This window comes from Candidatus Poriferisodalis sp. (assembly GCF_965205175.1).
Taxonomy (GTDB): Bacteria; Actinomycetota; Acidimicrobiia; order Acidimicrobiales; family Poriferisodalaceae; genus Poriferisodalis.
The window spans coordinates 2,629,792-2,654,778 of the sequence record NZ_OZ242038.1 but is presented as its reverse complement, the minus strand read 5'-3'; the positions used below and the strand labels follow the sequence as shown (position 1 = coordinate 2,654,778).

27 protein-coding genes and 2 pseudogenes are annotated in these 24,987 nt (G+C 68.1%); 27 read left to right on the top strand and 2 right to left on the bottom strand.

From position 1 onward, the window contains the following. The first annotated feature begins 1 nt into the window (after position 1). The 7 genes from ffh (at position 2) to ACOGI4_RS11380 (ending at position 4,436) form a co-directional block, all read left to right on the top strand. Positions 2-1,477: a signal recognition particle protein gene (ffh, locus tag ACOGI4_RS11410; protein WP_419841787.1), complete on the top strand. Its 1,476-nt coding sequence runs from the start codon at positions 2-4 to the stop codon at positions 1,475-1,477. A 193-nt stretch (positions 1,478-1,670) separates the two neighbouring features. Continuing rightward, complete coding sequence (gene rpsP / locus ACOGI4_RS11405) at positions 1,671-2,093, top strand: 30S ribosomal protein S16 (RefSeq protein ID WP_419841786.1); 423 nt, start codon at positions 1,671-1,673, stop codon at positions 2,091-2,093. Continuing rightward, positions 2,090-2,362: a KH domain-containing protein gene (locus tag ACOGI4_RS11400; RefSeq protein ID WP_419841785.1), complete on the top strand. Its 273-nt coding sequence runs from the start codon at positions 2,090-2,092 to the stop codon at positions 2,360-2,362. The genes rpsP and ACOGI4_RS11400 overlap by 4 nt, the downstream gene beginning before the upstream one ends. Next, positions 2,328-2,840 (top strand): ribosome maturation factor RimM, encoded by a 513-nt coding sequence (gene rimM, locus ACOGI4_RS11395; protein ID WP_419841784.1) that lies wholly within the window; start codon positions 2,328-2,330, stop codon positions 2,838-2,840. The genes ACOGI4_RS11400 and rimM overlap by 35 nt, the downstream gene beginning before the upstream one ends. A 91-nt stretch (positions 2,841-2,931) precedes the next feature. Continuing rightward, positions 2,932-3,723 carry a tRNA (guanosine(37)-N1)-methyltransferase TrmD gene (gene trmD, locus ACOGI4_RS11390; protein ID WP_419841783.1) on the top strand — a complete coding sequence of 264 codons (792 nt, stop codon included), beginning with the start codon at positions 2,932-2,934 and terminating at the stop codon, positions 3,721-3,723. Next, complete coding sequence (gene rplS / locus ACOGI4_RS11385; RefSeq protein ID WP_419841782.1) at positions 3,710-4,054, top strand: 50S ribosomal protein L19; 345 nt, start codon at positions 3,710-3,712, stop codon at positions 4,052-4,054. The genes trmD and rplS overlap by 14 nt, the downstream gene beginning before the upstream one ends. Before the next feature lie 37 nt (positions 4,055-4,091). Further along, on the top strand, positions 4,092-4,436 hold the full coding sequence (locus tag ACOGI4_RS11380; RefSeq protein ID WP_419841781.1) for a YraN family protein: 345 nt from the start codon (positions 4,092-4,094) through the stop codon (positions 4,434-4,436). A 68-nt stretch (positions 4,437-4,504) separates the two neighbouring features. Here ACOGI4_RS11380 and ACOGI4_RS11375 read toward each other — a convergent pair whose 3' ends face one another. Then, positions 4,505-4,750, bottom strand: coding sequence for a hypothetical protein (locus ACOGI4_RS11375; RefSeq protein WP_419841780.1), 246 nt, complete (start codon positions 4,748-4,750; stop codon positions 4,505-4,507). Between the two features lie 131 nt (positions 4,751-4,881). Here ACOGI4_RS11375 and ACOGI4_RS11370 point away from each other — a divergent pair. From ACOGI4_RS11370 to ACOGI4_RS11300, 15 genes and pseudogenes are all read left to right on the top strand, one after another. Then, positions 4,882-5,496, top strand: a pseudogene (locus tag ACOGI4_RS11370) (magnesium chelatase domain-containing protein); the annotation flags it as partial. A 52-nt stretch (positions 5,497-5,548) separates the two neighbouring features. After that, a complete protein-coding gene (locus ACOGI4_RS11365) occupies positions 5,549-6,400 on the top strand; it encodes an ATP-binding protein (protein WP_419841779.1) in 852 nt (283 codons plus the stop codon). Continuing rightward, complete coding sequence (locus ACOGI4_RS11360) at positions 6,397-7,632, top strand: DNA-processing protein DprA (protein WP_419841778.1); 1,236 nt, start codon at positions 6,397-6,399, stop codon at positions 7,630-7,632. The genes ACOGI4_RS11365 and ACOGI4_RS11360 overlap by 4 nt, the downstream gene beginning before the upstream one ends. A 39-nt stretch (positions 7,633-7,671) precedes the next feature. Then, positions 7,672-8,598: a tyrosine-type recombinase/integrase gene (locus ACOGI4_RS11355; protein WP_419841777.1), complete on the top strand. Its 927-nt coding sequence runs from the start codon at positions 7,672-7,674 to the stop codon at positions 8,596-8,598. 29 nt (positions 8,599-8,627) lie between these two features. Further along, the gene (locus ACOGI4_RS11350) at positions 8,628-9,194 is read left to right on the top strand and encodes a murein hydrolase activator EnvC family protein (protein WP_419841776.1); all 567 of its coding nucleotides are present in this window, start codon (positions 8,628-8,630) and stop codon (positions 9,192-9,194) included. A gap of 154 nt (positions 9,195-9,348) precedes the next feature. Continuing rightward, positions 9,349-10,374: a 30S ribosomal protein S2 gene (gene rpsB / locus ACOGI4_RS11345; protein ID WP_419841775.1), complete on the top strand. Its 1,026-nt coding sequence runs from the start codon at positions 9,349-9,351 to the stop codon at positions 10,372-10,374. A 1-nt stretch (position 10,375) separates the two neighbouring features. Then, a complete protein-coding gene (gene tsf, locus ACOGI4_RS11340) occupies positions 10,376-11,182 on the top strand; it encodes a translation elongation factor Ts (protein ID WP_419841774.1) in 807 nt (268 codons plus the stop codon). Between the two features lie 50 nt (positions 11,183-11,232). After that, the gene (gene pyrH / locus ACOGI4_RS11335) at positions 11,233-11,958 is read left to right on the top strand and encodes a UMP kinase (protein WP_419843138.1); all 726 of its coding nucleotides are present in this window, start codon (positions 11,233-11,235) and stop codon (positions 11,956-11,958) included. 55 nt (positions 11,959-12,013) lie between these two features. Further along, positions 12,014-12,580, top strand: coding sequence for a ribosome recycling factor (frr, locus tag ACOGI4_RS11330; RefSeq protein ID WP_419841773.1), 567 nt, complete (start codon positions 12,014-12,016; stop codon positions 12,578-12,580). A 20-nt stretch (positions 12,581-12,600) separates the two neighbouring features. Further along, positions 12,601-14,097 carry a phosphatidate cytidylyltransferase gene (locus tag ACOGI4_RS11325; RefSeq protein WP_419841772.1) on the top strand — a complete coding sequence of 499 codons (1,497 nt, stop codon included), beginning with the start codon at positions 12,601-12,603 and terminating at the stop codon, positions 14,095-14,097. A gap of 69 nt (positions 14,098-14,166) precedes the next feature. Next, positions 14,167-15,321, top strand: coding sequence for a 1-deoxy-D-xylulose-5-phosphate reductoisomerase (dxr, locus tag ACOGI4_RS11320; RefSeq protein ID WP_419841771.1), 1,155 nt, complete (start codon positions 14,167-14,169; stop codon positions 15,319-15,321). Beyond that, on the top strand, positions 15,318-16,565 hold the full coding sequence (locus ACOGI4_RS11315) for a M50 family metallopeptidase (RefSeq protein ID WP_419841770.1): 1,248 nt from the start codon (positions 15,318-15,320) through the stop codon (positions 16,563-16,565). The genes dxr and ACOGI4_RS11315 overlap by 4 nt, the downstream gene beginning before the upstream one ends. A 27-nt stretch (positions 16,566-16,592) precedes the next feature. Next, positions 16,593-17,813 carry a flavodoxin-dependent (E)-4-hydroxy-3-methylbut-2-enyl-diphosphate synthase gene (gene ispG, locus ACOGI4_RS11310; protein WP_419841769.1) on the top strand — a complete coding sequence of 407 codons (1,221 nt, stop codon included), beginning with the start codon at positions 16,593-16,595 and terminating at the stop codon, positions 17,811-17,813. A gap of 149 nt (positions 17,814-17,962) precedes the next feature. Then, positions 17,963-19,147, top strand: coding sequence for a transcription termination factor NusA (gene nusA, locus ACOGI4_RS11305; RefSeq protein WP_419841768.1), 1,185 nt, complete (start codon positions 17,963-17,965; stop codon positions 19,145-19,147). A gap of 102 nt (positions 19,148-19,249) precedes the next feature. Then, positions 19,250-19,387 (top strand): annotated as a pseudogene (locus ACOGI4_RS11300) (translation initiation factor IF-2 N-terminal domain-containing protein); the annotation flags it as partial. Between the two features lie 467 nt (positions 19,388-19,854). Here ACOGI4_RS11300 and ACOGI4_RS11295 read toward each other — a convergent pair. Next, positions 19,855-20,115 (bottom strand): hypothetical protein, encoded by a 261-nt coding sequence (locus ACOGI4_RS11295; RefSeq protein ID WP_419843147.1) that lies wholly within the window; start codon positions 20,113-20,115, stop codon positions 19,855-19,857. A gap of 325 nt (positions 20,116-20,440) precedes the next feature. Between ACOGI4_RS11295 and infB the strand changes: the two genes are divergently transcribed. From infB to rpsO, 5 genes are all read left to right on the top strand, one after another. Further along, a complete protein-coding gene (gene infB, locus ACOGI4_RS11290) occupies positions 20,441-22,222 on the top strand; it encodes a translation initiation factor IF-2 (RefSeq protein WP_419843137.1) in 1,782 nt (593 codons plus the stop codon). Between the two features lie 48 nt (positions 22,223-22,270). Then, positions 22,271-22,690: a ribosome-binding factor A gene (locus ACOGI4_RS11285; protein WP_419841767.1), complete on the top strand. Its 420-nt coding sequence runs from the start codon at positions 22,271-22,273 to the stop codon at positions 22,688-22,690. A gap of 4 nt (positions 22,691-22,694) precedes the next feature. Next, positions 22,695-23,564 carry a tRNA pseudouridine(55) synthase TruB gene (truB, locus tag ACOGI4_RS11280; protein WP_419841766.1) on the top strand — a complete coding sequence of 290 codons (870 nt, stop codon included), beginning with the start codon at positions 22,695-22,697 and terminating at the stop codon, positions 23,562-23,564. Between the two features lie 64 nt (positions 23,565-23,628). Then, positions 23,629-24,573, top strand: a complete 945-nt coding sequence (locus ACOGI4_RS11275) for a bifunctional riboflavin kinase/FAD synthetase (protein WP_419841765.1) — start codon at positions 23,629-23,631, stop codon at positions 24,571-24,573. A 141-nt stretch (positions 24,574-24,714) separates the two neighbouring features. Continuing rightward, a complete protein-coding gene (gene rpsO / locus ACOGI4_RS11270; RefSeq protein WP_419841764.1) occupies positions 24,715-24,987 on the top strand; it encodes a 30S ribosomal protein S15 in 273 nt (90 codons plus the stop codon).

Below are 24,987 nucleotides of genomic sequence, written 5' to 3'. Positions count from 1 at the left end.
GATGTTCGACTCGCTGACGGAGCGCTTGTCGGGCACCTTGCGCAGCTTGCGCGGCCGGGCGCGGATGCGGACTGCCGACATCGACGAGGCATTGGCCGAGATCCGGTTGGCCCTGCTCGAGGCCGATGTCCATGTCGGGGTGGCACGCCGCTTCGTGGAGCGTGTCCGACAGCGGAGCACGGCCGGCGAGGTCGCCGCAAGCCTCACGCCTGGCCAGCAGGTCACCAAGATCGTCAACGAGGAACTCATCGACATTCTCGGCGGCAGCCCGCTGAGCGTCCAGTTCGCGCCGAAGCCGCCCACCGTCGTGCTGCTCGCCGGACTCCAAGGCGCCGGAAAGACGACTGCTGCGGCCAAGTTGGCGCAGTGGTGCAAATCTCAAGGTCGCAACCCGATGCTGGTCGGTGCTGACCTGCAGCGTCCCGCAGCGGTGGAGCAACTGCGCCTGCTCGCTCGCAGCATCGATGTAGAGGTGTGGAGCGAACCGGGCGATCCTGTGGCCTGCGCGGCCGGCGGCCTCGACCGCGCCCGGCAAGCGGGCCGCGACGTGCTGATCGTGGACACTGCCGGCCGCCTGGCCATCGATGCGGAGCTCATGTCTGAGGTGGCCCGCATCTCCGATGCCGTCGAACCCCACTACACGTTCCTCGTTGTCGACTCGATGGTCGGACAAGACGCAGTCGCAACCTCAGAGGCGTTCCATGCGACGCTCGAAGTGGACGGGATCATCCTGACCAAGCTCGACGGCGATGCGCGCGGAGGCGCCGCGCTGTCTGTGGCCGAAGTCGTAGGACGTCCGGTGGCTTTCGCCTCGGTGGGCGAGAAGATCGACGATTTCGAGCAGTTCCATCCGGACCGCATGGCGAGCCGGATTCTCGGCATGGGCGATGTGATGACGCTCATCGAGAAGGCAGAGCAGGTCTTCGAGCAGCAAGAAGCTGAGGAAGCAGCGCAGCGTCTCGCCGAAGGCACCTTCACACTCGATGACTTCGTGGACCAGCTTCGTCAGCTGCGCAAGATGGGCAACCTCCGCAGCATCGTGTCGATGATGCCGGGCATCTCCGAGCAGGTCCGCAACGCCGAGATCGACGACGACCGCATCACCACCGCCGAGGCCATCGTGCTGTCCATGACCCCGGCTGAGCGTGTGTCGCCGGAGATCATCGACGCGTCGCGCCGGGCTCGAATTGCCGCCGGCAGCGGCACCTCATCGGCGCAGGTCGGCAACCTGCTCAAGCAGTTCACGCAGATGCGCAAGATGATGGGTGGCATGTTGGGCATGGGTTCGAAACGAAGGCCCTCCAGCAGGACTGCCCGCAAGCGAGGAAAGGGCGCGCCCCGCTCTGGGCGAGGCACCCGCACAGGCGGGACGCGGGTTGGCTCGCGGCAGGCAGCATCGCCGAGCACGATCGCCGCTGTGCGCGACGGCGACATGATCGACTGGGAAGCACTGGACCTGAAGCTGCCTGGCCGCTGAACTCGCCGTGCCGAACCCGGCGCGCTGAATCCTCGGGACCCTCGGGCGGTTGCGAGGCGGTGTGCCGCTAGACTCCAGCGCTCACGCGGCTCGTGCCTCATGCAGCGTGTCGAGCCCCGCTCGCAGGCCCGACGATCCCTCGGAGTCTCCAGCTCACGGGGTCCTTCAACTCACTTGCCTCAACGGGAGCACCATGGCCGTTCGTCTTCGCCTCAAACGCACGGGCAAGAAGAAGCAGCCCACGTATCGGGTCGTCGCTGTCGACGGTCGCAAACCCCGCGACGGCCGCGTGCTGGAGGTCATCGGCACCTACGACCCTCGACGGTCGCCATCGGCGATCTCGATGGTCAATGAGCGTGCAGTCCACTGGCTGAGCCACGGTGCCCAGCCCAGCGACACCGTCTCCAAGCTCCTGACGATCTCGGGAGCATGGGAGGAGTTCCGCTCCCTGCGCGCGCCGGAATCGGTCGACGCCGGCACCGAGGTCGCGACACCAGCAGCGGACGAGCCGGCGTCGGCGCCTCCTGATCTGGTACTCGACGCGCCTGAGCCCACGGCCCACGGATCACCCGCACCTGGATCTGGGCCGGCACCGGACACTGGAGGCGTCCTGTGACCGACGGTCCTGCCGACAACCACAGCGAGACCACCACCGCTGAGGAAGTGCTGCTGTATCTCATCGCCCAGCTGGTCGAGCATCCCGACCAGGTGGAAGTCGAGATCGCGGAGTCGGGCTCGAAGCTGAGCCTGAACGCAACGGTGAGCTCCGACGACATCGGCCGAGTGATCGGCAAGCGAGGCCGCGTCGCCAACGCCATCCGAACGCTGGTGCGCGCAGCAGCCCATCGCGATGGCCTCCAGGTCGAAGTCGACTTCCGGGACTGATCCCCGCCGCCCGTCCGGCCTGCTGGAGATCGCCACCGTCGGACGCGCGCACGGTGTGCGCGGCGAAGTGGTGGTGCATCCGATCACCAACCGGCTTGAGCGATTCGACGTCGGCTCGAGACTCATGACCGCCGGCGGGGAGCGGGCAATCGTGGGGGCCCGCTGCGATGGCGCTCGGTGGCTCATTGCTTTCGAGGGCATCTGCGACCGTGATGCTGCTGTTGCGCTGACGGGTACGACCTTGTTTGCCGAGCCGTTGGACGATCGCGACGAACTGTGGGTACACGAGCTCTGCGGGAGTTCGGTCGTCGATCAGCACGGATTCCGAGCGGGCGAGGTCGTGAGTGTGGTGGCGAATCCCGCTGCTGACCTGCTCGAACTCGACACCGGACACCTCGTGCCGCTGACATTCGTCGTGGACTGTGAGCCCGGCGCCGTCCATGTCGAGGTGCCCGATGGCCTCTTCGAGCTCGGCTAGCACGGCCGGCACGCCGAGAGCGCCACTGGGCCGGCCCGGAGCGAACAGGCCCCGAGCGGGCAGGCCCCGAGCGAGCAGGACTAGTGCGCTGTTGCGCATCGGCCTCTTCTCCGTGTTTCCGGCAGAGCTCGACGCGATGTGCGAGCTGAGCATTCTCGGACGAGCCCGTCACCGCGGTGTGCTCGACATCTGCTGCTGGGACTTGCGGTTGGCGACCACCGACGCGCATCGCACGATCGACGATGCTCCCTTCGGAGGAGGTCCGGGCATGATCCTGATGCCCGAGCCGGTCTTCGCCGCTGTGGAAGCGGTCGCGCCGCCGCGGCCGCTGCTGCTGCTCGATCCTGGCGGCAGGCGATTTGATCACGCGATGGCTGCCGACTTGGCGACTTCGGGCGGTTTCAGCCTGCTGTGCGGTCGCTACGAAGGTGTCGACGAGCGCATCCGAACCGAGCTGGTCGATGATTCGGTCTCGATCGGCGACGTGGTGCTGGCCGGCGGCGAATTCGCGGCGATGGTCATCGTGGAAGCTGTCAGCAGGCTCGTCCCCGGCGTGCTCGGCAACGCGGAATCGACCTCCGGCGAGAGCTTCACGGCGGGGCTGCTCGGCCATCCCCAATGGACCCGTCCGGCATCGTTCCGCGGACTCGAAGCGCCTGCGGTCTTGCGCAGCGGCGACCACGGTCGAGTCAGTCGCTGGCGTCAGGCGATGGCGCTGGTTCGCACCGCCTCGCAGCGCCCGGACCTCCTGGCGGCACGAGGCGTGAGCGACGCTGATCGAGCGCTGCTCGCCGAGTTCGGCCTCGAACTCGACGAGCCGACCGCTAGCCTGCCGAACTCGTCACGCCGATCACCGGAGCCGGACCGCCATGAGCAGCACTGATGTCGTCGAACAGGCCCGTCTTCGGGACGATCATCCCGACTTCGGCCCCGGCGACACGGTGCGCGTGCATGTACGCGTCGTGGAAGGCAACCGGCAGCGCACCCAGGTCTTCGAGGGCTACGTAATCGCACGGCATTCGTCGGGCATCAGCGCGACGTTCACCGTTCGCAAGCTCAGCTTCGGGGTGGGAGTCGAGCGGACGTTTCCGCTGCATGCGCCTACCATTGCGAAGATCGAGCGCATCGCGGTCGGAGACGTGCGCCGGGCGAAGCTGTACTACCTGCGCGATCGGGTCGGCAAGGCAGCACGCATCCGCGAGAAGCGCTTCTAGGGTCACGCCGTCGGTCGCTCCCGAGGGCCGAACGCGCGTGACCGATCGGCGTCAGGCACTCGGCAAGCACGGCGAGGACTTGGTCGAGCGCTGGTACGCAGAGCGCGGCTACCGCGTCCTGGAACGCAACTGGCGATGTTCGCTGGGAGAACTGGACCTCGTGGTGTCAGACGGCTCGCAGTTGGTGTTCTGCGAGGTCAAGACACGGTCCAGCGATCGCTATGGCACCGGCTTCGAGGCGATCACCTCCCGCAAGCAGCAGCAGGTTCGTCGTCTCGCCGCGCACTACGTCCGCTGGCGTGGCGGTTGGAAGGGATCGTTGCGCTTCGACGCGGCCTCCGTGGCGCGTGACGGTGTCAGGGTGCGCTGCAGCGCGTTCTAGCCAGGCTTTCTCGGCGGCGCCGCCCTCGTGGCGTCGCGCCTGTGGGGCTGTTTCGTGCGGTGTGTTGGTCAGCCCAGCAGGGCCCATATGACGAGACCCGCCGCCACGAACGCGGCGGCAGCCACCAGCCAGTAGTCGAGCTGGGTCGTGCGGCGGTTGCGATACGGGTCATAGCCCATCGGTGCAGTATCGCCGGATCGCAAGAGCGCTGGAGTCATGCGCTCGCAGCCCGGCGCCGGTCCGGCGAAAACTCCTGTCGGCGCCGTCGCGCAGCCGTCTAGCTTGAGCGCCACGTTCGCCAGTGCAGCGGTCATCGCCACCTCGGTGCCGCGCCGCTGACCGATGTGGCCGACCGCATCTGATCGTGGCCCCGAGCGGGCCTCCTCGCCACCGCCGGACCGTTCCTCGCAAGGACTTCTCCGGCGCGAACCGCGGGAGGAGGCCCATGCTGGCCACTGCAACGGCCGCGACGCTCGTCGGCGTCGACGGCCACGTCGTCACCGTCGAAGTGCACACCTCGAACGGTCTGCCGTCGTTCACGATCGTCGGGCTGCCCGACGCGGCGTGCCGTGAGGCACGCGATCGCGTGCGAGCTGCGGTGCTGTCATCGGGCTTGAAGTGGCCCGACAACCGCGTCACCGTCAATCTGGCGCCGTCGGGACTGCGCAAGGGCGGCGCCGTGCTGGACCTTGCCATGGCGGTGGCCGTGCTCGCAGTGACCGAGCAGGTGCCGATCGAGTCGTTGCGCGACAAGGCGTTCTTGGGCGAGCTCGGCCTCGACGGCACCGTGAGGATCACCGCCGGCATCCTGCCGCTTGCCGACGCGCTTCGTGACCGTGACGTGGTGGTGGCAACCGATGCCTACCATGTCGCGTTGGCGACTGATCCACGAGCGGTTCACGCCGTGGCGACGCTTGGCGAGCTCGCGTCGGTGCTCGCCGGCCGCGCCGGGTGGCCCACAGCACCACCTGCTCCGCCGCAGCCGCCAGCACCCGCGCTGCCGGATCTCGGTGATGTCGTCGGGCAGCCGCTCGCCCGCCGCGCGGTCGAGGTCGCTGCCGCCGGCGGCCACCACCTGCTGATGCTGGGCCCGCCAGGGGGCGGGCAAGACGATGCTGGCGCGCCGTCTGGCGGGACTGTTGCCCGAACTCGCCCGACGCTCCGCGCTGGAGGCGACGCGAGTGCAGTCGGCTGCCGGCTTGCCGCTGCCGAGGGGACTGGAGACACGCCCGGCGTTCCGCAGCCCGCATCACACTGCCACCGTTGCGGCGCTGATCGGCGGCGGCACGGCGGCCATTCGCCCCGGCGAGATCTCCCTCGCACATCGAGGCGTGCTGTTCCTCGACGAGCTAGGCGAGTTCGCGCCGAGCGTGCTCGATGCCATGCGCCAGCCGCTCGAGGAGGGAGTGGTGCGGGTGAGCCGGGCGGCGGGGGCATGCACGTTTCCGGCCAGGTTCTTGCTGGTTGCAGCCATGAATCCATGTCCGTGCGGTCATGCCGGACGGCCCGACGCCTGTCGCTGTTCCGACAACGTTCGTCAGCGGTATCTGCGCCGGCTGTCGGGTCCGCTGCTGGACAGATTCGACCTGCGGGTACAAGTTCAGCGCCCCGACCCGGACCAGTTGCTCGGCGGCACGCGCGGCGAATCCACAGCGCCGGTCGCAGAGCGGGTGGCTGCGGCCCGCGCCAAGGCCGCTGATCGTGGGGTGGCGACGAATGCCGAGCTGGCACCCGATCAGCTCGACCTCCACGCACCGATCACCGCAGAAGCCCGGCGGGAACTGCGCGTGCGCTTGCGAAACGGCCTGCTGAGCGGTCGCGGGCTCCATCGCGTGCGCTGCGTCGCCTTGACGCTGTGCGATCTCGACGGCGGCCAGGACGTGATCGACGCGCAGCGGCTGCACGAAGCCCTTGCGCTTCGAGCCACCGTTCGTGCCCTGCACGCCCCGGCGACGAGCGCATGAACGGACTCGCCGACCAGCATGCCGCTCAGCATGCCGACGAGCGCGCAGAGCTCGCAGCGCTGATCGAATGGTGCTCGTTGCCGCACATCGGGCCGGCCCGACTCCGAGTCGTGCTCGACGGCCGAACGGCAGTCAGCGCCGTGGAGGACCTGTGCTCAGCTCGCGCGCCCCTCCTCGAAGCGCTGAACGCCTGCCGCGGCGTGAGTGCATCGCTGGTCGCAGCTTGGCGAGACCGTCTCGGTTCTGCGCTGCGGCGAGCTGAGACGACCAACCAGCCGGTCGGGGAAGACAGGCTCAGGGCCCACGAACAAGCGGGCATCTGGTTGCATCGGCCCGCCTGCACCGACGCCGACGGGCTGTGGGACGCAGACCCTGAGCCGCCCGTGCTGCTGTTCGGCCGCGGCGAGCGGATTGACGCACGACCGCGGTGCGTCGGCATCGTGGGTACACGGCGATGCAGCGCCTATGGGCGCACGGTGGCCAAGCTCCTCGGCGCAGGACTCGCCGAGGAGGGTGTCGCGGTGGTGTCGGGACTGGCGACCGGCATTGACGGCATAGCGCAGCGCGCAGCACTCGACGCAGGCGGCCCGGTCATCGGCGTCGTCGGCAGCGGGCTGGACTGCGTGTACCCGTCGGCCAACCGGACGCTGTGGACCGATGTGGCCGCAGCGGGTTCGCTGCTCAGCGAGTACCCGCTCGGCACGCCGGCCGCACCATGGCGTTTCCCCGCGCGCAATCGCATCGTGGCGGCACTGTGCGAGGTGTTGGTCGTGGTCGAGTCAGGCCCGACCGGTGGGTCGATGTACACGGTCGACGCTGCGGCCGAACGGGATCGGCTCGTGATGGCCGTGCCGGGCCCGATCACCAGCGCTGCGTCGGCCGGCACGAATCGGCTCATCGTCGAGGGCTGCGCACCGGCGTGCGGCGTCAGCGATGTCTTGGTTGCGCTGGGCGGCACGGCGACTGCGGCAGGTCCTCGTGCCGCAGGTGCCATGACCGCTGCCGCAGGCGACATCGCTGCTGCCGGGTGCACAACGACCGTCGACCACCACGTGACAGACGACCCGCTGCTCCGCAGCATCTTGGACGAGTTGGTGAGCGGACCGCGTTCGGTCGACGAGCTGGCCTTGGCGCTGAAAGCCTCGCTCGCCGCGCTGACCTCGTCGCTGGCCCGACTGCAGCTGCAGGGCTGGGTCTGCGAGACGGGCGGATGGTGGGAGAAGACCCGATGAGCGCTCCGAGGGGTTGTGGCGTCGGGTGGAATGCAGCCGATGCCGCTCGGTACCGTGGTGTCAGTGGCCGATGCGCCGCCGTCGTGGCGAGTACCCGAGTTCGTGACGTCGCTCACCGCAGCCTCGGATGCCACCAGGCGCGCCTACCGCTGCGATCTGTGCCAGCTGGCCGAGTGGGCCGCTCGGGCAGGGCTCGACTCGCCCGGCGACATCGACAGACGCTGTCTGCGACGCTACATCGCATTCTTGTCGGTTCGCGGCCTCGCGCGACGTTCGGTGGCTCGCAAGGCATCCGTGCTCCGGCGTTACTTCGGATGGTTGGTCCAGCAGGGCGTCAACGAGACGGATCCGGCGCTGGGGCTCGTCGCGCCGACCGGCCAAGGACGCCTGCCACGCGTGCTCAGCGCGGCCGAGGTGACCCAGCTGCTGGGCGACGGCACGGTGCCCGACGATCCGGTCGAGCTGCGAGACCGCCTCGTGCTCGAGTTGCTGTACGGCAGCGGCCTGCGGGTCGCCGAGCTCTGCGGACTCGATCGCGGCGCTGCTGCGCCGCCAGATGCGCACGTCACGGTGATCGGCAAAGGCGCCAAGCAGCGCCGGGTGCCGCTCAGCGAGCCGTCGATGGCATTGCTCGGCGCGTGGCAGGCCGGCGGCAGCGACGAGTTCGATGCGCGCCAGCTGAGCGGACCGACCGAACGGGACCATGCAGCGCTGCTGGTGAACCGACGCGGCAATCGCCTCGGGCCACGCGACGTGCGAAGAATCATCGATCGACGCTCTCCCGCACCGACGCATCCTCATGCATTGCGGCACACCTACGCGACGCACCTGCTCGACGGCGGCGCCGATCTGCGCGTGGTGCAGGAGTTGCTCGGCCATCAGCGGCTCGCGACCACCCAGATCTACACACGGGTCAGCAAAGAGCGTCTGCGACAGGTCTACGAGTCGGCGCACCCGCGCGCCTAGCGGCGGCGCTGCTGCTCGTCGCCGCGACCGTGTTCGCGGTCGGCAGCGATCCGGCTTCAGCGCAATCGGAACCGCCGACTCCTGAGGCGCCCACGCAGTCGGCGCCTCAGCTGGCCTACATCCGACCGGTGCGGGGAACGGTGATCGATCCGTTCCGCCCGCCGGCAGAGCGCTGGGGAGCCGGCAACCGCGGCTGGGAGTTCGCGACCCAGCCCGACTCGCCCTTCTGGGCTGCCGCGCACGGCGTGGTCAGCTTCGCCGGGCCTGTCGGCGGACGGCTGCATGTCACCGTGAGCCACCCTGACGGTCTGCGCGTCTCGTACTCAGGGGTTGCGACCATCGGCGTGCGCCGGGGACAGCACGTCGAGCAGGGCCGGCGGCTCGGCACGACGGGCAAGCGGCTGCATGTCGGCGTGCGCCGTGGAGATGTCTACCTGGACCCGGCTTCGATCTTCGGCCCAGTCGAGCGAAGCGCAAGCGCCTCTGCCTCCGACCGTGTGCGCTTGGTGCCGACCGTGCTGCCGGTGTATCGGCTGCAGCTTCGCTGGATACACTTCGCCGCCGGCAGTCGTGCTCTCGGGCCGGGTGTCCGGTAGTCGATCATGCCGGAAACCCAGCTCCGGCGGCTCGGCCACGCTTCCCTTGCCAGGTCCCCAATGTCAACTGAGCAGCCGGGGCGACCCCACAGTCGCCGCTGTCCAAGCGGCGTCGTCCCCGGCGCAGAGATGCCAACTGTGGGGAGGAGCACCTATGACCGCAGTCGTGACCATGTCCGACCTGCTCGACGCCGGCGTCCACTTCGGCCACCAGACACGTCGCTGGAATCCGAAGATGGAGCGCTTCTTGTGGGGCGAGCGCAACGGCATCTACATCATCGATCTGCGCCAGACGCTCGATCTGCTCGAGGAGGCGTATGCATACGTGCGCGACAGCGTGGCCGGCGGGGGCACCATTCTGTTCGTCGGCACCAAGCGTCAAGCGCAGCATCCCATCCAGCGGCATGCCCACGCGTGCGGCATGCCGTACGTGAATCAGCGCTGGCTGGGCGGAATGCTGACCAACTTCCGCACGATCCGCGGCCGGGTCACCAAGATGCTGGAGTACGAGCGGATGCAAGCTGCCGGCGATTTCGACAATATGCCGAAGAAGGAGGCTTTGGTACACACTCGAGAACTCGCCAAGCTGCAGCGCAACCTGAACGGGATCCGGAACATGGACAAGCTGCCGGACGCCATCTTCGTGCTCGACACTCCGAACGAGCACATCGCCGTGGCCGAGGCTGTCCGACTGAAACTGCCGGTGGTAGCCGTTGCAGACTCGAATTCCGATCCCGATCCGATCACCTACGTCATCCCGGGCAACGACGATGCCATTCGTTCCACCGAGCTGCTGTGCCGGGTCATCGCCGAGGCCGCCATGGAAGGCCGCTACATGGCCGAGCGAAGCGGCGTCGCGGCTGTTCCGGCCGGGGAGCGCTCGCCCGAAGAGCAGGCGCGCATCGATGCCAAGCAGGCCGAAGCACAGCGAGCCGCAGTGGCCGAGGCCGCAGCTCGCGAGGCCCGCATCGCCGCCGAACAGGCGAAGAAGGCAGCGGCGGCAGCAGCCGTTCCCGATATGCGGACCCCGCCCGGCAGTGCTGCGTTCGCCGATGCCGACAGTGACCTGCCCCTCGGCGACGCCGCAGCCGCAGAGCAAGGCAATCAACAGGCCGCGGCCGACGACGCCGACGACGCTGACACGGCCGCCCACGCTGTCGCATCAACAGGAGCTGACTGACATGGCGACGTTCGCTGCCGCCGACGTTCAGGCCCTGCGCCGCGCGACCGGCGCCGGGATGATGGATGCCAAGAAAGCGCTGACGCAATGCGACGGTGACGCCGTGGCAGCAGCACAGTGGCTTCGTGAGAGCGGCATCGCCAAGTCAGCCACGCGGGCCGGCCGCACGAACACCGACGGCATCGTGGTGGCTCGCGTGGTGCGCGACGGCGACCGTTCGATCGGTGCCATCGTGGAGCTGCGGTGCGAAACCGACTTCGTGGCCAAGTCCGACGGATTCGGCGCGATGGCCGAGAAGCTGCTGAGCAAGGTGATCGAGGGCGGTCCTGATGCCGCCGCCGATGCCGCCGCCGACATCGACGACCTGAAGATTCAGCTGGCGGAGAACATCGCAGTCGGAAAGGTAGAGCACTTCGCGGCCCTGCCGGGTGCCTGCATCGACGCCTATGTCCACCATCAGAACGGCCGTGGCGTCAACGCCGTGCTGGTCGAGATCGAAGGTGCCGCCCCTGAGCTGGCCCATGACGTGGCGCTGCACATCGCGAGCAGTCGTCCCACCTACGTCAGCCGCTCGGACGTGCCGACTGAGGTCCTTGACCGAGAGCGAGCGACGCTTGAGGCCATCAGCCGAAATGAAGGCAAGCCCGAGGCTGCGCTGCCCAAGATCGTCGAGGGACGGCTGAAGGGGTACCTGAGGGAGCACACGCTCTTGGAGCAGAAGTTCGTGAAGGATGAGAAACGAACGATTGCCGACCTGCTCGGGTCGGCAATCGTGAGGCGGTTCGCTCAAGTCGAGATCGGCCGCTGAGCACCGCTGTGGCTGAGGCTGTGGGCCCGGCGTCGCAGCGCGCCCGGCGCATGGACGGCGCGTCGAGGTGGAGGCGGGTGGTGCTCAAGCTGTCCGGCGAAGCGTTGGCCGATGTCGGCGGCAACCATGTCAGCGCCGCAATCGTGGACGGGCTGGCCTCAGAGATCGCCGACGTGTGGACCTCCATGGACGTGGACATCGCCGTCGTCGTCGGCGGCGGCAACATCTGGCGCGGGATGGCGGGCTCGGTCGGCGGCATGGACCGCGCCCAGTCCGACCATATGGGCATGCTCGCCACCGTCATCAACGCGCTCGCGTTGCAAGACGCGCTCGAACGCAGAGAGGTGCCCACGCGGGTCATGACCGCCATCGGCATGGCGCAGATCGCGGAGCCCTACATTCGGCGCCGCGCCGTGCGCCATTTGGAGAAGGGCCGTGTGGTCATCTTCGCAGCCGGCACCGGCAACCCGTTCTTCACCACTGACACCGCAGCCGCGCTGCGCGCCGCAGAGGTCGACGCCGATGTCGTGCTGAAGGGCACGCATTCCGGTGTCGACGGTGTATACACGGCTGACCCGCAGGCCGATGACGACGCGCAGCTCCTCAGCGAGGTCACGTTTCTCGAAGTGTTGTCGCGAGAGCTGGCGGTCATGGACTCCGCGGCGATCGCTGTGTGCAAGGACAATGCCACTCCTATCGTGGTGTTCGACCTGATGACGCGGGGCAACTTCCGTCGCGTCCTCGAAGGCGAATCACTGGGCACGCTGGTGCGCTGATCGTCTCTGCTGCATGCGCCTCGCAGATGCGCGGGTCGTGAGTACGCTGGCACATGTGAGCGAATTCGCCGCTGAGGTCTGCGCGGACGCTCGTGATCGAATGCGCAGTGCCGTTGAACACGCCCGCGGCAGCTTCGCCACCGTCCGGACGGGCCGCGCTTCGCCCGCACTTGTCGAGAAGCTCCAAGTGGACTACTACGGCGCTGCCGTTCCCTTGCAGCAGTTGGCCGGATTCTCGGTGCCCGAGGCTCGGATGCTCGTTATTCAACCGTTCGACAGGGCCGCGCTGGATGCCATCTCCAAGGCAGTCATGGAGTCGGAACTGGGCATCAACCCTGCGAGCGACGGCCATGTCCTGCGACTGCTCTTCCCGCCGTTGACCGAGGATCGACGCCGAGATCTGGTGCGGGTAGTGAAGCAGATGGCAGAGGACGGGAGGGTTGCGGTGCGCAACCTGCGTCGCAGTGCCCGTCACGATCTCGATACCCTCGAAAAGGAGAAGGAGATCTCCGGCGACCAGAAGCGCGGCTTCGAGCAACAGCTCGATGCTGACACCGCCTCGTTTGTCGGAGACATCGACCGGGCCTTGGAAGCCAAGGAGCAAGAGCTCCTCGAAGTGTGACTGAGCAGGTCTGCAGGCATATGTCCGACACCAGCGCGCATCCGCCGACGCACTCCGCTTCCGGGCCCAGCGATCCTGCATCTCAAGCTCCGACGAGCAACGACGATCCGATGAGCGACGAGGATCCGCTGGGCTCGACGCAGCCGCTGGTGAGCTTCGACGCTGCCAGAGACGCTGACACCGCCGAGCCAGTCGTTCCGGCTGCCAAGCCGCAACGACGCGGAGGCTCGCGCATGTTTCCCCAGCTGCCCGACGACCCGCGCTTGGTCGGCGAGGCTTCTGCGCTGTCCGAAGCGAGCGCAGCGGCCGGCCATCAGGCTGAACCGAGCGATTCGGCCGGTGAACACAGCGAATCGGGACAGGACCAAGCCCACGGTGCTGCAGCGACGATCTCTGATCCTCACATCGGCTATCAGCCGTTGTTCGATTCGCCAACAGACGGTTCGCCTCCAGCCGTTCCGCCTACTGGCACGGCGCCGACGCAGGCTGATGTGCGGGCGATCCCCCCCGCAGACGTGCCGTCGCCCGCTGCCGGGACAGTGCAGACAGATACCGATCGCTTCGCCCAGTGGGCGGAGCTGGATGCGTCCGCATCTCACTGGCGCGAGGGGAACCAAGACTATGAGGAGCGTGGAATCGTGAGCGATGAGGCCCGGACTGTCGTGCGCGATGCCCCTGACGACACGGGCCGCTCCGGCCGCAATCTGCCGGCTGCTACTGCGGTGGGCGTCGTGCTTGGGGCGCTGTTCTTCGGCGCGCTGCGTCTGGGCGATGCTGTCACCGTTGCGCTCATCGCGATCGTGTTGGTCCTCGCAGCGGCGGAGTTCTACCGGGCTGCTCGGCCGCTGGGCTATCGCCCGGCCACACTCGCAGGCCTTGCGGGTGTAGCCAGCCTGACGGTAGCTGTGCATCTGCGGGGCGTCGAGGCGTACCCGATCGTGCTCGTCATCTCCGCTGCGACGATCTTCTGCTGGTTCCTGTTCGGCGTCGAACGCGAGCATCCGACCGCCAATATGGCCATCACCGCACTGGGCCTGCTGTGGGTCGGCGGTCTGGGGTCCTTTGCTGCGCTGATGCTGCGCGAACCGAACGGAGACTCGCTGCTGATCGGCGCCGTGATCGGGACCGTCGTGTACGACGTCGGCGGATACGTCGTCGGACGCACGACGGGCCAGAGCCGCCTGCCCGCGCGGATCAGCCCGAACAAGACCCATGAGGGGCTCATCGGAGGCATCGTGCTGTCGGTGGTGATCACCACGCTTGTGCTCAATCGCTTTCCTGGCGTGTTCCCGTGGACCGCAAGTCTCCTCGACGCGCTGTGGCTGAGCCTCGCCGTCGGGCTCGCGGCACCGCTCGGCGATCTGACGCAGTCAATGGTCAAGCGAGATGTGGCCATCAAGGACATGGGCAATCTGCTGCCCGGCCACGGCGGTGTCCTCGACCGCTTCGATGCACTGCTCTTCTCGCTGCCGGTCGCATACTTCGTCGGCATGAACGTCGTGGACCTGCCCGCATGAGTGCTCCGTCGGCGCAGCTGTGCGCGAGTGCGTGCGGCGCACGGAGCACCTGCGTCGCGGACTAGACGCATGGGCGCGACGACCGTCGCGGTGCTCGGCTCGACGGGATCCATCGGCACCCAGACGCTGGACGTGGTTCGGTCCGAACCGGACCGGTTCCGCGTGGTGGCGCTGGCCGCGAACAGCTCGGTGCGCGAGCTCGCAGTGCAGGCCGTGGAGTTCGCGCCGGCAGCGGTCGCCATCGGTGATGCCCGACTGGCGCCAGAGCTGCGAGCCGGCTTGCCCGTCGGCGTCGAGGTGCTGGCCGGCCCGAGCAGCTTCGCCGATCTGGCGAGCACGGCCGAGGTCGTCGTGAACGGCGTGGTGGGTTTCGCGGGCTTGGGCGTCACCTTGGCGGCGCTGAGGGCTGGGCGCCGCTTGGCGCTCGCGAACAAGGAGAGCCTCATTGCCGCTGGTCCGCTGGTGCAGCCGCTGCGGTCAGTTCCCGGGGCCGAGATCGTTCCGGTCGACAGCGAGCACAGTGCGCTGCATCAGTGCCTCGCCGGACAGTCGGCGCCACCGGCGCGGCTGATGCTCACCGGCAGCGGCGGACCCTTTCGGGGCCGTCAGGTCGACGAACTGCGCAACGTGACGGTTGCGGAGGCCTTGGCGCACCCCACGTGGTCGATGGGACCCAAGATCACGGTCGATTCTTCGACGCTGATGAACAAGGGACTCGAAGTCATCGAGGCACACGAGCTGTTCGGCGTGAGCTACGACCAGATCGAAGTGCTGATTCAGCCGCAGTCGGTCGTCCACTCGATGGTGACCTTTGCCGACGGCAGCACTGTTGCGCAGCTCTCCTCGCCGGACATGCGCTTGCCGATCGGCTACGCCTTGGCCTTCCCCGAGCGAATCGGCACTCCGTTCGGCACCGTCGACTGGTCCTCGGTCGGCGCTTTGGAGTTCGAGTTGCCGGACACGGAGACCTTCGGCTGCCTGCGTCTGGCGTACGACGCAGGCCGGTCAGGCGGCACCGCACCCGCATGGCTGAACGGCGCCAACGAGCATGCCGTGGGCGCGTTCTTGGGCGGTCGGCTGCGTTGGCACGAGATCGAAGGCGTGATCTCCTGCGCAATGGAGCATCACGACGGCGCCGACGCGAGCAGCGTCGATGCCGTCATCGCCGCTGATGGCGAGGGGCGCCGCTTTGCCGCTCAAGCCGTGACGGACATCTGCGCATGAAGGGTCACGCCTACGAGCCCCGCGCGTTCGGATCCCACGCGCCGAGGCCGGGCACATCGGCGCGTGCCGTCGGCGCGATTGCGGCGCTCGTGGCGCTGGCATTCGCGGTGTGGCGTGCCCCGTTCGTCGTCGGCGTGGCGACGGTGCTGGCCGGCGTGCTGGCGATGCACGAGCTCGGCCACTACGCCGCCGCCCGCGCCGTCGGCATGAAAGTGACCGACTTCTTCTTGGGTTTCGGCCCGCGGCTGTGGAGCTTCCGCCGCGGCGAGACCACCTATGGCCTGCGCGCCCTGCCGCTCGGCGCATACGTCCGTATCATCGGCATGTCCAGCAGCGATGCAGTCAAGCCGGGCGACGAGCACCGGGCCTACCGGACGAAGAGCTACCCCCGTCGTCTGCTCGTCGTGTGCGCCGGTTCGCTGATGCACGTGGCGATGGCGCTGATCGCACTGGTGCTCTTGCATGCAGCGTTCGGCGCGCCGACCCCCCGCTGGCAGGTGGCTGAGGTGACGGGTCCGCACGACGGCGCCGAGCATCCCGCTGTAGCCGCGGGCATCAGCCCGGGAGATCGCATCGTGAGCGTCAACGGCATCGCCACCGAGGACTGGAGCGTCTTCAAGTCCGAGGTGCAGTCTCGACCCGGTGAATCAGTGTTGCTGATGATCGAGCGGGACGGGGCGCTGTTCGGTGCCGAGACGACGTTGGCCACCGACCCCGACAGCGGCACTGGCCGCCTCGGGATCGCGGCAGCCCAGGCGATGACCTACCGGACCGCCGGACTGCCCGTTGCGGCCGGCCGTGCGATCGTCGACGTCGGGCGCATGATCGCCGATTCGGCTCGCGGCATCTGGTCGCTGACCGCGAACTTCGGCCAGGTAGTGGACCGAATTATCTCCCCGCCCGGCGATCGTTCCGCCAACGACGACCTCAGTTCGCGACCGTTGAGCGTCGTGGGCATCGTGGATCTGGCTGCCGACAACCGATGGGGGTGGTCCGAGCGGCTGACGATGTTTGCCGCGGTCAACGTCTTCTTCGGCGTGTTCAACATGTTGCCGGTGCCGCCGTTCGACGGAGGCCACGCGGCCGTTGCGACCTACGAGCGCTGGCGGGAACGAGGCGGACGCAGCCGCTACCTGAGCGATCCGCGCGCGCTGACGCCCATTGTCGTCGTCGTGGCGACCGTGCTCGTCCTGTTGGCGATCGGGCTGGTCTACCTGGACGTCGCCAATCCCGTGGATCTGTAGGAGGCGCGACGCAGTGGCCGAAGCGAGATGAGTCCGCCGGTGACCTACCCCCGACGGCGAACTCGCCGAGTGCAGGTCGGCGATGTTGCTGTCGGGGGCGGAGCACCGATTTCGGTGCAGTCGATGACCACCACCAAGACGTCGGACGTCGATGGCACGCTCGCGCAGATCTACGCGCTGGCCGGCGCCGGCGCCGACGTGGTCCGCTGCACAGCAAACGACGCGGCCGCCGTCGAAGCGCTCGCGCGGATCGTTCCCCGCTCGCCCGTGCCGCTCGTGGCCGATGTCCACTTCCAGTATCGGCTCGCGCTCGCAGCGCTCGACGCAGGCGTGGCCTGCCTGCGATTGAATCCGGGCAATATCCGCAAGCCTGAACAGATTCGCGCCGTCGCGACCGAGGCGCGAGATCGCGGCGTCCCCATTCGCATCGGCGTGAACGGCGGCTCGCTCGATCCTGACATCGAGTCGCGCTTGGGCATGACGCCTGCTGCGCTGGTCGAGTCAGCCAAGCGGGAGCTCGGCTACTTCCAAGACGTGGGATTCGACGACGTCAAGATCTCGGTGAAGGCCAGCGACGTGCCGCTGATGGTGGAGTCGTATCGGATGCTCGCCGACGAGGTGGACTATCCGCTGCATCTCGGCGTCACCGAAGCCGGCCCGCCGCCTGGCGGCCTGGTGAAGGCAACCGCGGGCATCGCGACCCTGCTCAACGAGGGCATCGGCGACACGATTCGCTACAGCCTCACCGCGGACCCGGTCCAAGAAGCCGAGGCGGGACAGCAGCTGCTCCAATCGTTGGGACTGCGGGAGCGCTCGGGCACGGACCTCATTGCGTGTCCGTCGTGCGGCCGCGCGGAGGTAGATGTCATCTCGGTGGCCCACGCAGCGCAATCTGCCTTGAGCGAACTCGACCTGCCCGTGCAAGTGGCGGTCATGGGATGCGTGGTGAACGGTCCGGGCGAGGCCCGCAGTGCCGATCTGGGCATCGCCGCAGGCCGGGGCCGCGGTCATCTGTTCGTCAAGGGCCAGGTCGTGTCGGTGGTGCCCGAGGAGGAGATGGTCGCGGCACTGGTTCGCTGGGCTCGGATCGTCGCGGCCGACGGCATCGAGGCCGCGCTCGCCCGTGCTGACTCCGGTGCGGCGGCAGCAGCTGAGGCGGACCGCGCCGCACTCGTGAGCGAGCAGGGCGACGACGTCAACCACGCCGATGAGCGCATTGCGCTCATCCGTCGTCGTCGTCGGTCTTGACGTCGCCAGTCCCGAATCCGGCCAGGCCGGCTCGCGTACGTCGAATTCCGATGCGCTGTTAGCCTCCCGAGCGCAGGACAGTTTCGGCTGGTCGTCGGCTCTGCGCACGCGTCCTTCCGCCGGCGAACCGCCGCAGGGAGGCACCGACGATGAACAGCCCGGAGATCATGGAGGCGCTTCAAGCGCTCGCGGCCGAGAAAGGCATGGCTACCGACGTCCTGCTCGAAGCCGTGGCGAACGGCCTTGAATCCGCGTACAAGCGCCGCGAAGGCGCTGCGGAGCAGGCGTACGTCATCATCGACGAGTCATTCAACATCACCGTCTATGCCCAGGACGTCGACGAAGAGGGCAACGTCGTGCGGGAATGGGACGACACGCCGGACGATCTCGGCAGAATTGTGGCTCAGACGGTCCGTCAAGTCCTCAATCAGCGCATCCGCGAAGTCGAGCGGGACATGAAGTACGACGAGTACGCCGGGCGCGAGGGCGACATCGTCACGGGCATCATCCAGCAGAACGACGCCCGCTACACCTTGCTCGACTTAGGCCGAGTCGAAGCGCTGCTGCCGCAGTCCGAGCAGGTTCCCTACGAGCGGCCTGAGCCCAACAGCCGCCTCAAGGCCTACATCGTGGAGGTCCGCAAGACCGCCAAGGGTCCCCAGATCGTGGTGTCGCGCACCCATCCCGGGCTGATTCGCGAGTTGTTCAAGCTGGAGGTCCCCGAGATCTCTGACGGCGTGGTCGAGCTCAAGGCATGCGCACGCGAGCCGGGTCATCGAACGAAGATCGCCGTATGGTCCAATGATCAGAACATCGACCCGGTCGGCGCGTGTGTGGGGGCCCGCGGCAGCCGGGTGCGCCAGGTCGTGAACGAGCTCCGTGGCGAGAAGATCGACATCGTCCCGTTCTCCGACGACCTCCACGACTTCGTGGCCAAAGCGCTGTCCCCCGCTCGTGTCCGCGAGGTTCGCTTCCACACAGATGAGGGTGTTGCCGAGGTGGTGGTTCCGGACCATCAGCTGTCACTGGCGATCGGGCGGGAGGGCCAGAATGCGCGCTTGGCGGCGAGGCTGACCGGGTGGCGCATCGACATCAAGAGCGAGACCCAGATCGCTGACGAAGAGGCCGGCTACTCGGGCGAGGAATGGGCCGAGGGGGAGTGGGTGACCGACCCGGACACGGGCGAGCAGACGTGGGTTCCCGCGGACGGCAGCGAAGCAATCACCGCGGGTCAGTGGACCCAAGCGGCTGCCGAACGGCACGATGCCGACGCCGCCCAGAGCCCTGCGGAGGCTGGCACCAGTACCCTGCTGTCGGAGTCGACGACGCCTTGAGGCCGATGGGCCTGCTCCTCGCGTCCCCGTTTCGTTCTCTGGACCCCGCCCAGCGTCCCCTCATCTGCCGACACGTCGGCTGCCGAAAGAAGGACCGACCGCTTGCCCAAGAAAGTCCGCGTTCACGAACTCTCCAAGGAGTTGGGCATTGGGCTCAATGACGTGCTCGACTTGTGCGAGTCGCTGGGCATCGGCGTCAAGACGCACTCGTCCAGCATGGAGGACCAGCAGGCCGACCGCGTCCGACGCAAGGCAAAGCGTGACGGACTGATCGGTGACCAGGCGCCCGCTCGCCAGGACGCCTCACGCAAGACCGCGTCCCGCCAGGGGGCTGCATCGGCGCGGTCCGTCTCCGCCTCCGGGCGTGCGAACGAACGTCGCGAATCGTCGTCTGCGTCCTCGGAGCGGGAGCGACCCGAGCCGGCCGGTCGTCAGTACGGCGCAGATTTCGCGTCGGGAGCACGACATCCCCTGCCGCGCACCGGTACTGCCGCGGCAGCCCATCTTGAGCCCTCGGCTGCGCCGGCTCAGCCGAATGCACCGGAAGGGCCTGCGCCGCGGACAGCCTCGCGAACTGCTGAGGTCGCCGACGTGCCCGCCCCGAAGCCGGACCAGCCGGTCAAGCCGGCTGCCGCCGCTCCGCCGATGCCGCCACCGTCGAGCGCAGCACAGCGGGACACAACGCCCTCCGGCGCCGGCCAGTCGGGTCAGGGGTCGCAGATTGCTGCGTCGTCGGACACCGTCGCGGCCACAGCTGGACCGCCGGACCTGCCGCCGCCGCGGCGGCTCGTCACCTCCAGCGGCCAAGAGTCAGCGCGGCCGGTCTTGCCGCCGTCCGGACGGCCCTCGGCACGCCAGGAGGCGCCGGAGCAGGCACCAGAGCCTCTGCTGCCGCCTCGATTGCCGCTGCCGCCGAAGTCGTCCGACGGCCGCCCGATCCCGCCGCCGCCTCGGTCCGGTTCCGGCAAGCCGATTCCCCCGCCACCGAGCCCGCCTCGCACCTCGGCGCGCAGCGGCGGCCCTGGTCGGTCGGGCCCCCCGGGTGGATTCCGGCGTCCCGCTGGGGGCGGTGACCGTCCCCATCGCAGCGCTGCCGGCGGCGGACGAGCTCACCCCGGAGTGCCTGCGATGCCGGGCGGACGTCCGCCCGGCCCGCCTGGCGCACGACCGTCAGGTCCGCGTGGCGGACGTGCACCGGGGCCGCGCGGTCAGCGCCCGCGTCGTCGTCGCCGGCGTCAGCGCGAGGAGCTGCAGCCCCAGCAGGTCACTGCCTACACGCCGGTCGATGCGCCCGTGCCTGAAGGCGAGGTCACGATCGAGCGGGGATCGACACCTCAAGCGATGGCCCCTCGACTGAATCGCTCGCCTGCTGACGTCGTTCGATTCCTCCTGCAGCAAGACGAGATGGTGACGGCCACGCAGTCGCTGAGCGATGACATGATCGAGCTGTTTGCTGCTGAGCTCGGCGTCGACGTGCGCATCATCGATCCCGGCGCGGAGCAGGAAGGGAAGCTGCTGCGGGCGCTCGAGATCACCTCAGACGACCACGATGCCCGCCCGCGGCCGCCGGTGGTCACCGTCATGGGCCACGTCGACCACGGCAAGACGCTGCTGCTGGACCGGATCCGTTCCACGAATGTCGTCGAGGGCGAAGCGGGCGGCATCACCCAGCACATCGGCGCACATCAGACGGTTCGCAACGGTCACCCGATTACGTTCATCGACACCCCAGGCCACGAGGCCTTCACGGCGATGCGAGCCCGGGGAGCGGAAGCTACCGACATCGTCGTGCTGGTGGTGGCTGCCGATGACGGTGTCATGCCGCAGACGGTCGAGGCCATCGACCATGCACGTGCAGCCGACGTGTCGATCATCGTCGCGGTGAACAAGATCGATCGGCCCGGCGCCGATGTCGAGCGTGTCCGGGCCCAGCTGGCCGAGCGCGGTCTCGTGCCCGAGTCCTATGGCGGCGAGGTGATCACCGTCCCCATGTCTGCCATGACCGGTGAGGGCATCGAGGACTTGCTGGACCAGATCTTGCTCGTTGCCGAACTCGAGGAACTCACTGCACCGGCTGAGTCACGCGCCGTCGGCATCGTGTTGGAGGCGCATCTGGACCGCGGCCGCGGTTCGGTTGCCACCGTGCTGGTGCAACGCGGCACGCTGCGCATCGGCGAGCCGATGGTCGCCGGCGCGGCTTGGGGACGTGTGCGTGCGATGACCGATGATCGCGGCGTTGCGATCAGCGAGGCTGGTCCGTCCACACCCGTGGAAGTGCTCGGCCTCGGCGAGGTGGCAAGCGCGGGCGATCTGTTCGTCGTGGCGCCGGACGAGAAGACCGCAGCCCACGCGGCAGAGACACGCGAGCACTGGCAGCGTCAAGCACGCTTGGCCGGCACTGCCGGCGGAGGCGGCGGTGCACGGCTGGAGGACATCTTCAAGCAGGTGCAAGCGGGGGAGACTGCCACCCTCAACTTGGTGCTCAAAGCAGATGTCCACGGCTCGCTTGAGGCAGTGACCGACAGCCTGCGCAAACTTGAGCGATCCGACGTCAAGCTGGCTTTCGTCAGCCGAGGCGTCGGCGGCATCAATGAGAATGATGTGCAGCTCGCAGCGGCATCGGACGCCACCATTATCGGCTTCAACGTGCGACCCGACCGCAACGCACGCCAGATCGCAGAAGCAGAGGACGTCGAAGTTCGGCTCTATGAGGTCATCTACGACCTCATCTCCGACGTTCAGAACGCCATGGTCGGGCTGCTCGCGCCCGAATTCGAAGAAGTCGTGGTAGGCGAGGCACAGGTTCGTCAGGTCTTTCGCATTTCGGGAGTCGGGCCGGTGGCCGGCTGCGTCGTCGAGCACGGCAGCGTGTCGAGCGGCGCGAAGGTCAGATTCCTGCGTGACGGCCTGATTATCTGGAAGGGTGCGATCGCGTCGTTGCGACACTTCCAAGACGATGTCGCTGCTGTGTCCGCGGGAATGGAGTGCGGCATCGGTCTGAGCGATTTCTCGGACTTGAAGGAAGGCGATGTGATCGAGACGTACACCGAACGCGAGATTGCCCGCGTCGCCTGACGGGGCGCGCATTCGATGGCACGTCGCCCCCGCAGTCGGCGGCGCACCATGCCGACGGCACACCGATTCGAGCGGACCGATCGCGTCGCTCAGCTGGTGCGCAGCGTCGTCGCTTCGGAGATGGAGCGGCTCGACGAGGCATTCGACGGCGTCGTGATCACGGCAGTCGATATCGATCGCGAACTGAGCGTCGCGGTGGTGCACTACGACGTGCGCGACGACGATGCCGCAGAGGCCGCAGCCGCGGCATTCGACGAACTCGGTCATCGTCTGCAGCGGGCGGTGGGCGTGGGCACCAGCTTGAAGCGCACTCCGGTGCTTCGTTTCCGTCGTGATCAGGGCGCCATCGCCGCCGGCAGGATCGAGGAGCTGTTGGCCGGCCTGGCCGATCACAGACCGGTCGTGCCGCTGCCGCCGTCGGACACTGCTGTCGACGACTCGACCGCAGATCAGGATCGGCGGCGCTGAGGACGTGGCGCGACGCCGCCCGGCCACCGTTCATGGCTGCGTCATCGTCGACAAGCCGCCGGGGCCTACCTCCCACGACGTGGTGGTCCTGCTGCGACGCCGGTTCGGGGAACGGCGCATCGGTCATGCCGGCACGCTGGACCCGTCCGCGACCGGCGTCCTGGTGGCCGGCATCGGTCAAGCCACGCGACTGCTGCGATTCGCCGCCGCCCGAACCAAGAGCTACGAGTGCGAGATCGTCTTCGGCGTCGAAACCAGCACGCTGGATGCAGACGGCGAGCCGGTCGCGTGCTGGCCGATGTCGCTTGACCCAGCCGATGTCGCCGCTGCTGCGAAGCGCTTCACCGGCGCGATTGCGCAGCTTCCGCCGATGGTGTCAGCGGTTCGCGTCGGCGGCCGGCGACTGCACGAGATCGCCCGTGCGGGCGCGGCAGCCGAACGAGCGCCGCGAGCGGTCCATGTCGGCCGCTTCGAGGTGCGGCCTACCGAGGATCAGCAGGTGTACCGGGCATGGGTCGACTGCTCGGCCGGCACCTACGTCAGGGCGCTAGGAGCGGATCTGGGTACCGCGCTGGGCGGCGGAGCGCACATTCGCTCGCTTCGCCGAACGCGCAGCGGATCGTTCGCCCTGTGCGATGCGCAGCCCGTGGGCGAAGCGGTGCTGCGCCCGGCTGGTGACCTGGTGCGCGACCTGACCCAGCTCCGACTGTCCGACGACGAGGCCGCCAAGGCCCGCGGCGGCGCTCATCTGGCCGGTCGCCGCTATCGAGGCGACGGTCCATGGGCGCTGCGCGACGCCGGCGGCGAGCTCATCGGGGTACACGAACGCGTCGACGGCCGCATACGGGCCACCGTGCTGCCATTGCAAGGCTGAGGCAGGCTGATGCAGTCGTCGTGCGGCCGGACCTGCGCCGGCCGGCGTGAGTAGCGTTGTCCGCATGGAGGTCATTCGGGACTTGGACTGGTGCCCGGTGCTCGAGCACGGCTGCGTCGTGACGCTGGGGGAGTACGACGGCGTCCATCGGGGACATCGCACGGTGATCTCCGAGATGCACCGTTTGGCAGCGGAGCGGGGATGCTCGACCGCGGTAGTGACGTTCGACCGGCACCCGGCCACCGTGGTGCGGCCAGAATCCGCCCCGCTGCTGCTGTGCAACCTGGACCACAAGCTGGAACTTCTGGCTGAGACCGGCGTCGACTTCACTCTGGTGATCACCTTCGACGAGGCGCAGGCGGCCGTTCCCGCGGAGCGGTTCGCGCGAGAGATTCTCGTCGACTGCCTGTCCGCACGCGCAGTGGTGGTCGGTGCCGACTTTCACTTCGGCAAGGATCGCCGAGGCAACATCTCCACGCTGCGAGAGGTGGGCGGCGCTCACGGCTACGAAGTAGTCGGGCTGCCGCTGGTGAAGCAGATGACCGGCGACGGAGATGTCATCTCCTCCACGTCGATCCGCGAGGCGCTCTGCGGCGGCGATGTGGAGCGAGCGCACCGTCTCCTCGGCCGGCCATTCGAGGTGCGCGGTATCGTGACGCGCGGCGACCGCCGCGGGCGCCGGCTCGGCGTGCCCACGGCGAACCTGCCCACGACTGCTGACTTGCAGGTCCCTGCCGACGGCGTCTATGCCGCGTGGTACGTGTGTCCAGACGGCGCCCAGTACCCGGCTGCGGTGAACATCGGCCGCCGCCCGACGTTTGTCGACTTTGCGCAGCGATCGCTGATCGAGGCGCACCTGATCGGCTTTCGCGGCGATCTCTACGATCAGACGGCCAAGCTGCGCTTCATCCGGCGGCTGCGATCCGAGCGGCGCTTTGACAGCGTCGACGAACTGAAGGCCCAGCTTCGACGGGACATCGAAGACGCTGCCAAGTGTCTGGACGCGTGAATCGCTGATAGTCTGCGTGGCGCAACCAGAAGAGGACATCGACGGCTGGGGTGCCCAGCCGGGTCGCCGCAGCGGGTTTCGCGGCAGCAGACACTGCAGCCGGCCGCTCGGTGCCGCAACGACAGGGAATACAACCACGGCATGAGTGCCAAGAGATCGAGTCCAGCGGCCTCGGCGATCGACGAGCATCGTCACTTTGAGGCCGATACCGGATCGCCCGAGGTGCAGGTAGCGCAGTTGAGTGCTCGTATCGAGCACCTCACCGCGCACCTGCAGACCCATCACAAGGATCACCACAGTCGACGCGGGCTGCTGAAGCTCGTCGGCCGTCGGCGCAGGCTGCTGAATTACCTGATCGCCAACGACATCGAGCGCTACCGAGCCTTGATTGCCAAGCTCGGCCTGCGGCGCTGA

Bases quoted from the DNA above. Each gene is read 5' to 3' on its own strand.
- ACOGI4_RS11325 (WP_419841772.1), top strand. From the start codon at position 12,601: ATGTCCGACACCAGCGCGCATCCGCCGACGCACTCCGCTTCCGGGCCC.
- tsf (WP_419841774.1), top strand. From the start codon at position 10,376: ATGGCGACGTTCGCTGCCGCCGACGTTCAGGCCCTGCGCCGCGCGACC.
- ACOGI4_RS11315 (WP_419841770.1), top strand. From the start codon at position 15,318: ATGAAGGGTCACGCCTACGAGCCCCGCGCGTTCGGATCCCACGCGCCG.
- nusA (WP_419841768.1), top strand. From the start codon at position 17,963: ATGAACAGCCCGGAGATCATGGAGGCGCTTCAAGCGCTCGCGGCCGAG.
- rpsB (WP_419841775.1), top strand. From the start codon at position 9,349: ATGACCGCAGTCGTGACCATGTCCGACCTGCTCGACGCCGGCGTCCAC.
- ACOGI4_RS11365 (WP_419841779.1), top strand. From the start codon at position 5,549: ATGCTGGCGCGCCGTCTGGCGGGACTGTTGCCCGAACTCGCCCGACGC.
- dxr (WP_419841771.1), top strand. From the start codon at position 14,167: ATGGGCGCGACGACCGTCGCGGTGCTCGGCTCGACGGGATCCATCGGC.
- rplS (WP_419841782.1), top strand. From the start codon at position 3,710: ATGAGCAGCACTGATGTCGTCGAACAGGCCCGTCTTCGGGACGATCAT.
- rpsP (WP_419841786.1), top strand. From the start codon at position 1,671: ATGGCCGTTCGTCTTCGCCTCAAACGCACGGGCAAGAAGAAGCAGCCC.
- rimM (WP_419841784.1), top strand. From the start codon at position 2,328: ATGGCCTCCAGGTCGAAGTCGACTTCCGGGACTGATCCCCGCCGCCCG.
- ACOGI4_RS11360 (WP_419841778.1), top strand. From the start codon at position 6,397: ATGAACGGACTCGCCGACCAGCATGCCGCTCAGCATGCCGACGAGCGC.
- rpsO (WP_419841764.1), top strand. From the start codon at position 24,715: ATGAGTGCCAAGAGATCGAGTCCAGCGGCCTCGGCGATCGACGAGCAT.
- ACOGI4_RS11375 (WP_419841780.1), bottom strand. From the start codon at position 4,750: ATGACCGCTGCACTGGCGAACGTGGCGCTCAAGCTAGACGGCTGCGCG.
- ffh (WP_419841787.1), top strand. From the start codon at position 2: ATGTTCGACTCGCTGACGGAGCGCTTGTCGGGCACCTTGCGCAGCTTG.
- ACOGI4_RS11275 (WP_419841765.1), top strand. From the start codon at position 23,629: ATGGAGGTCATTCGGGACTTGGACTGGTGCCCGGTGCTCGAGCACGGC.
- ACOGI4_RS11355 (WP_419841777.1), top strand. From the start codon at position 7,672: ATGCCGCTCGGTACCGTGGTGTCAGTGGCCGATGCGCCGCCGTCGTGG.
- pyrH (WP_419843138.1), top strand. From the start codon at position 11,233: ATGGACGGCGCGTCGAGGTGGAGGCGGGTGGTGCTCAAGCTGTCCGGC.
- ACOGI4_RS11285 (WP_419841767.1), top strand. From the start codon at position 22,271: ATGCCGACGGCACACCGATTCGAGCGGACCGATCGCGTCGCTCAGCTG.
- ispG (WP_419841769.1), top strand. From the start codon at position 16,593: ATGAGTCCGCCGGTGACCTACCCCCGACGGCGAACTCGCCGAGTGCAG.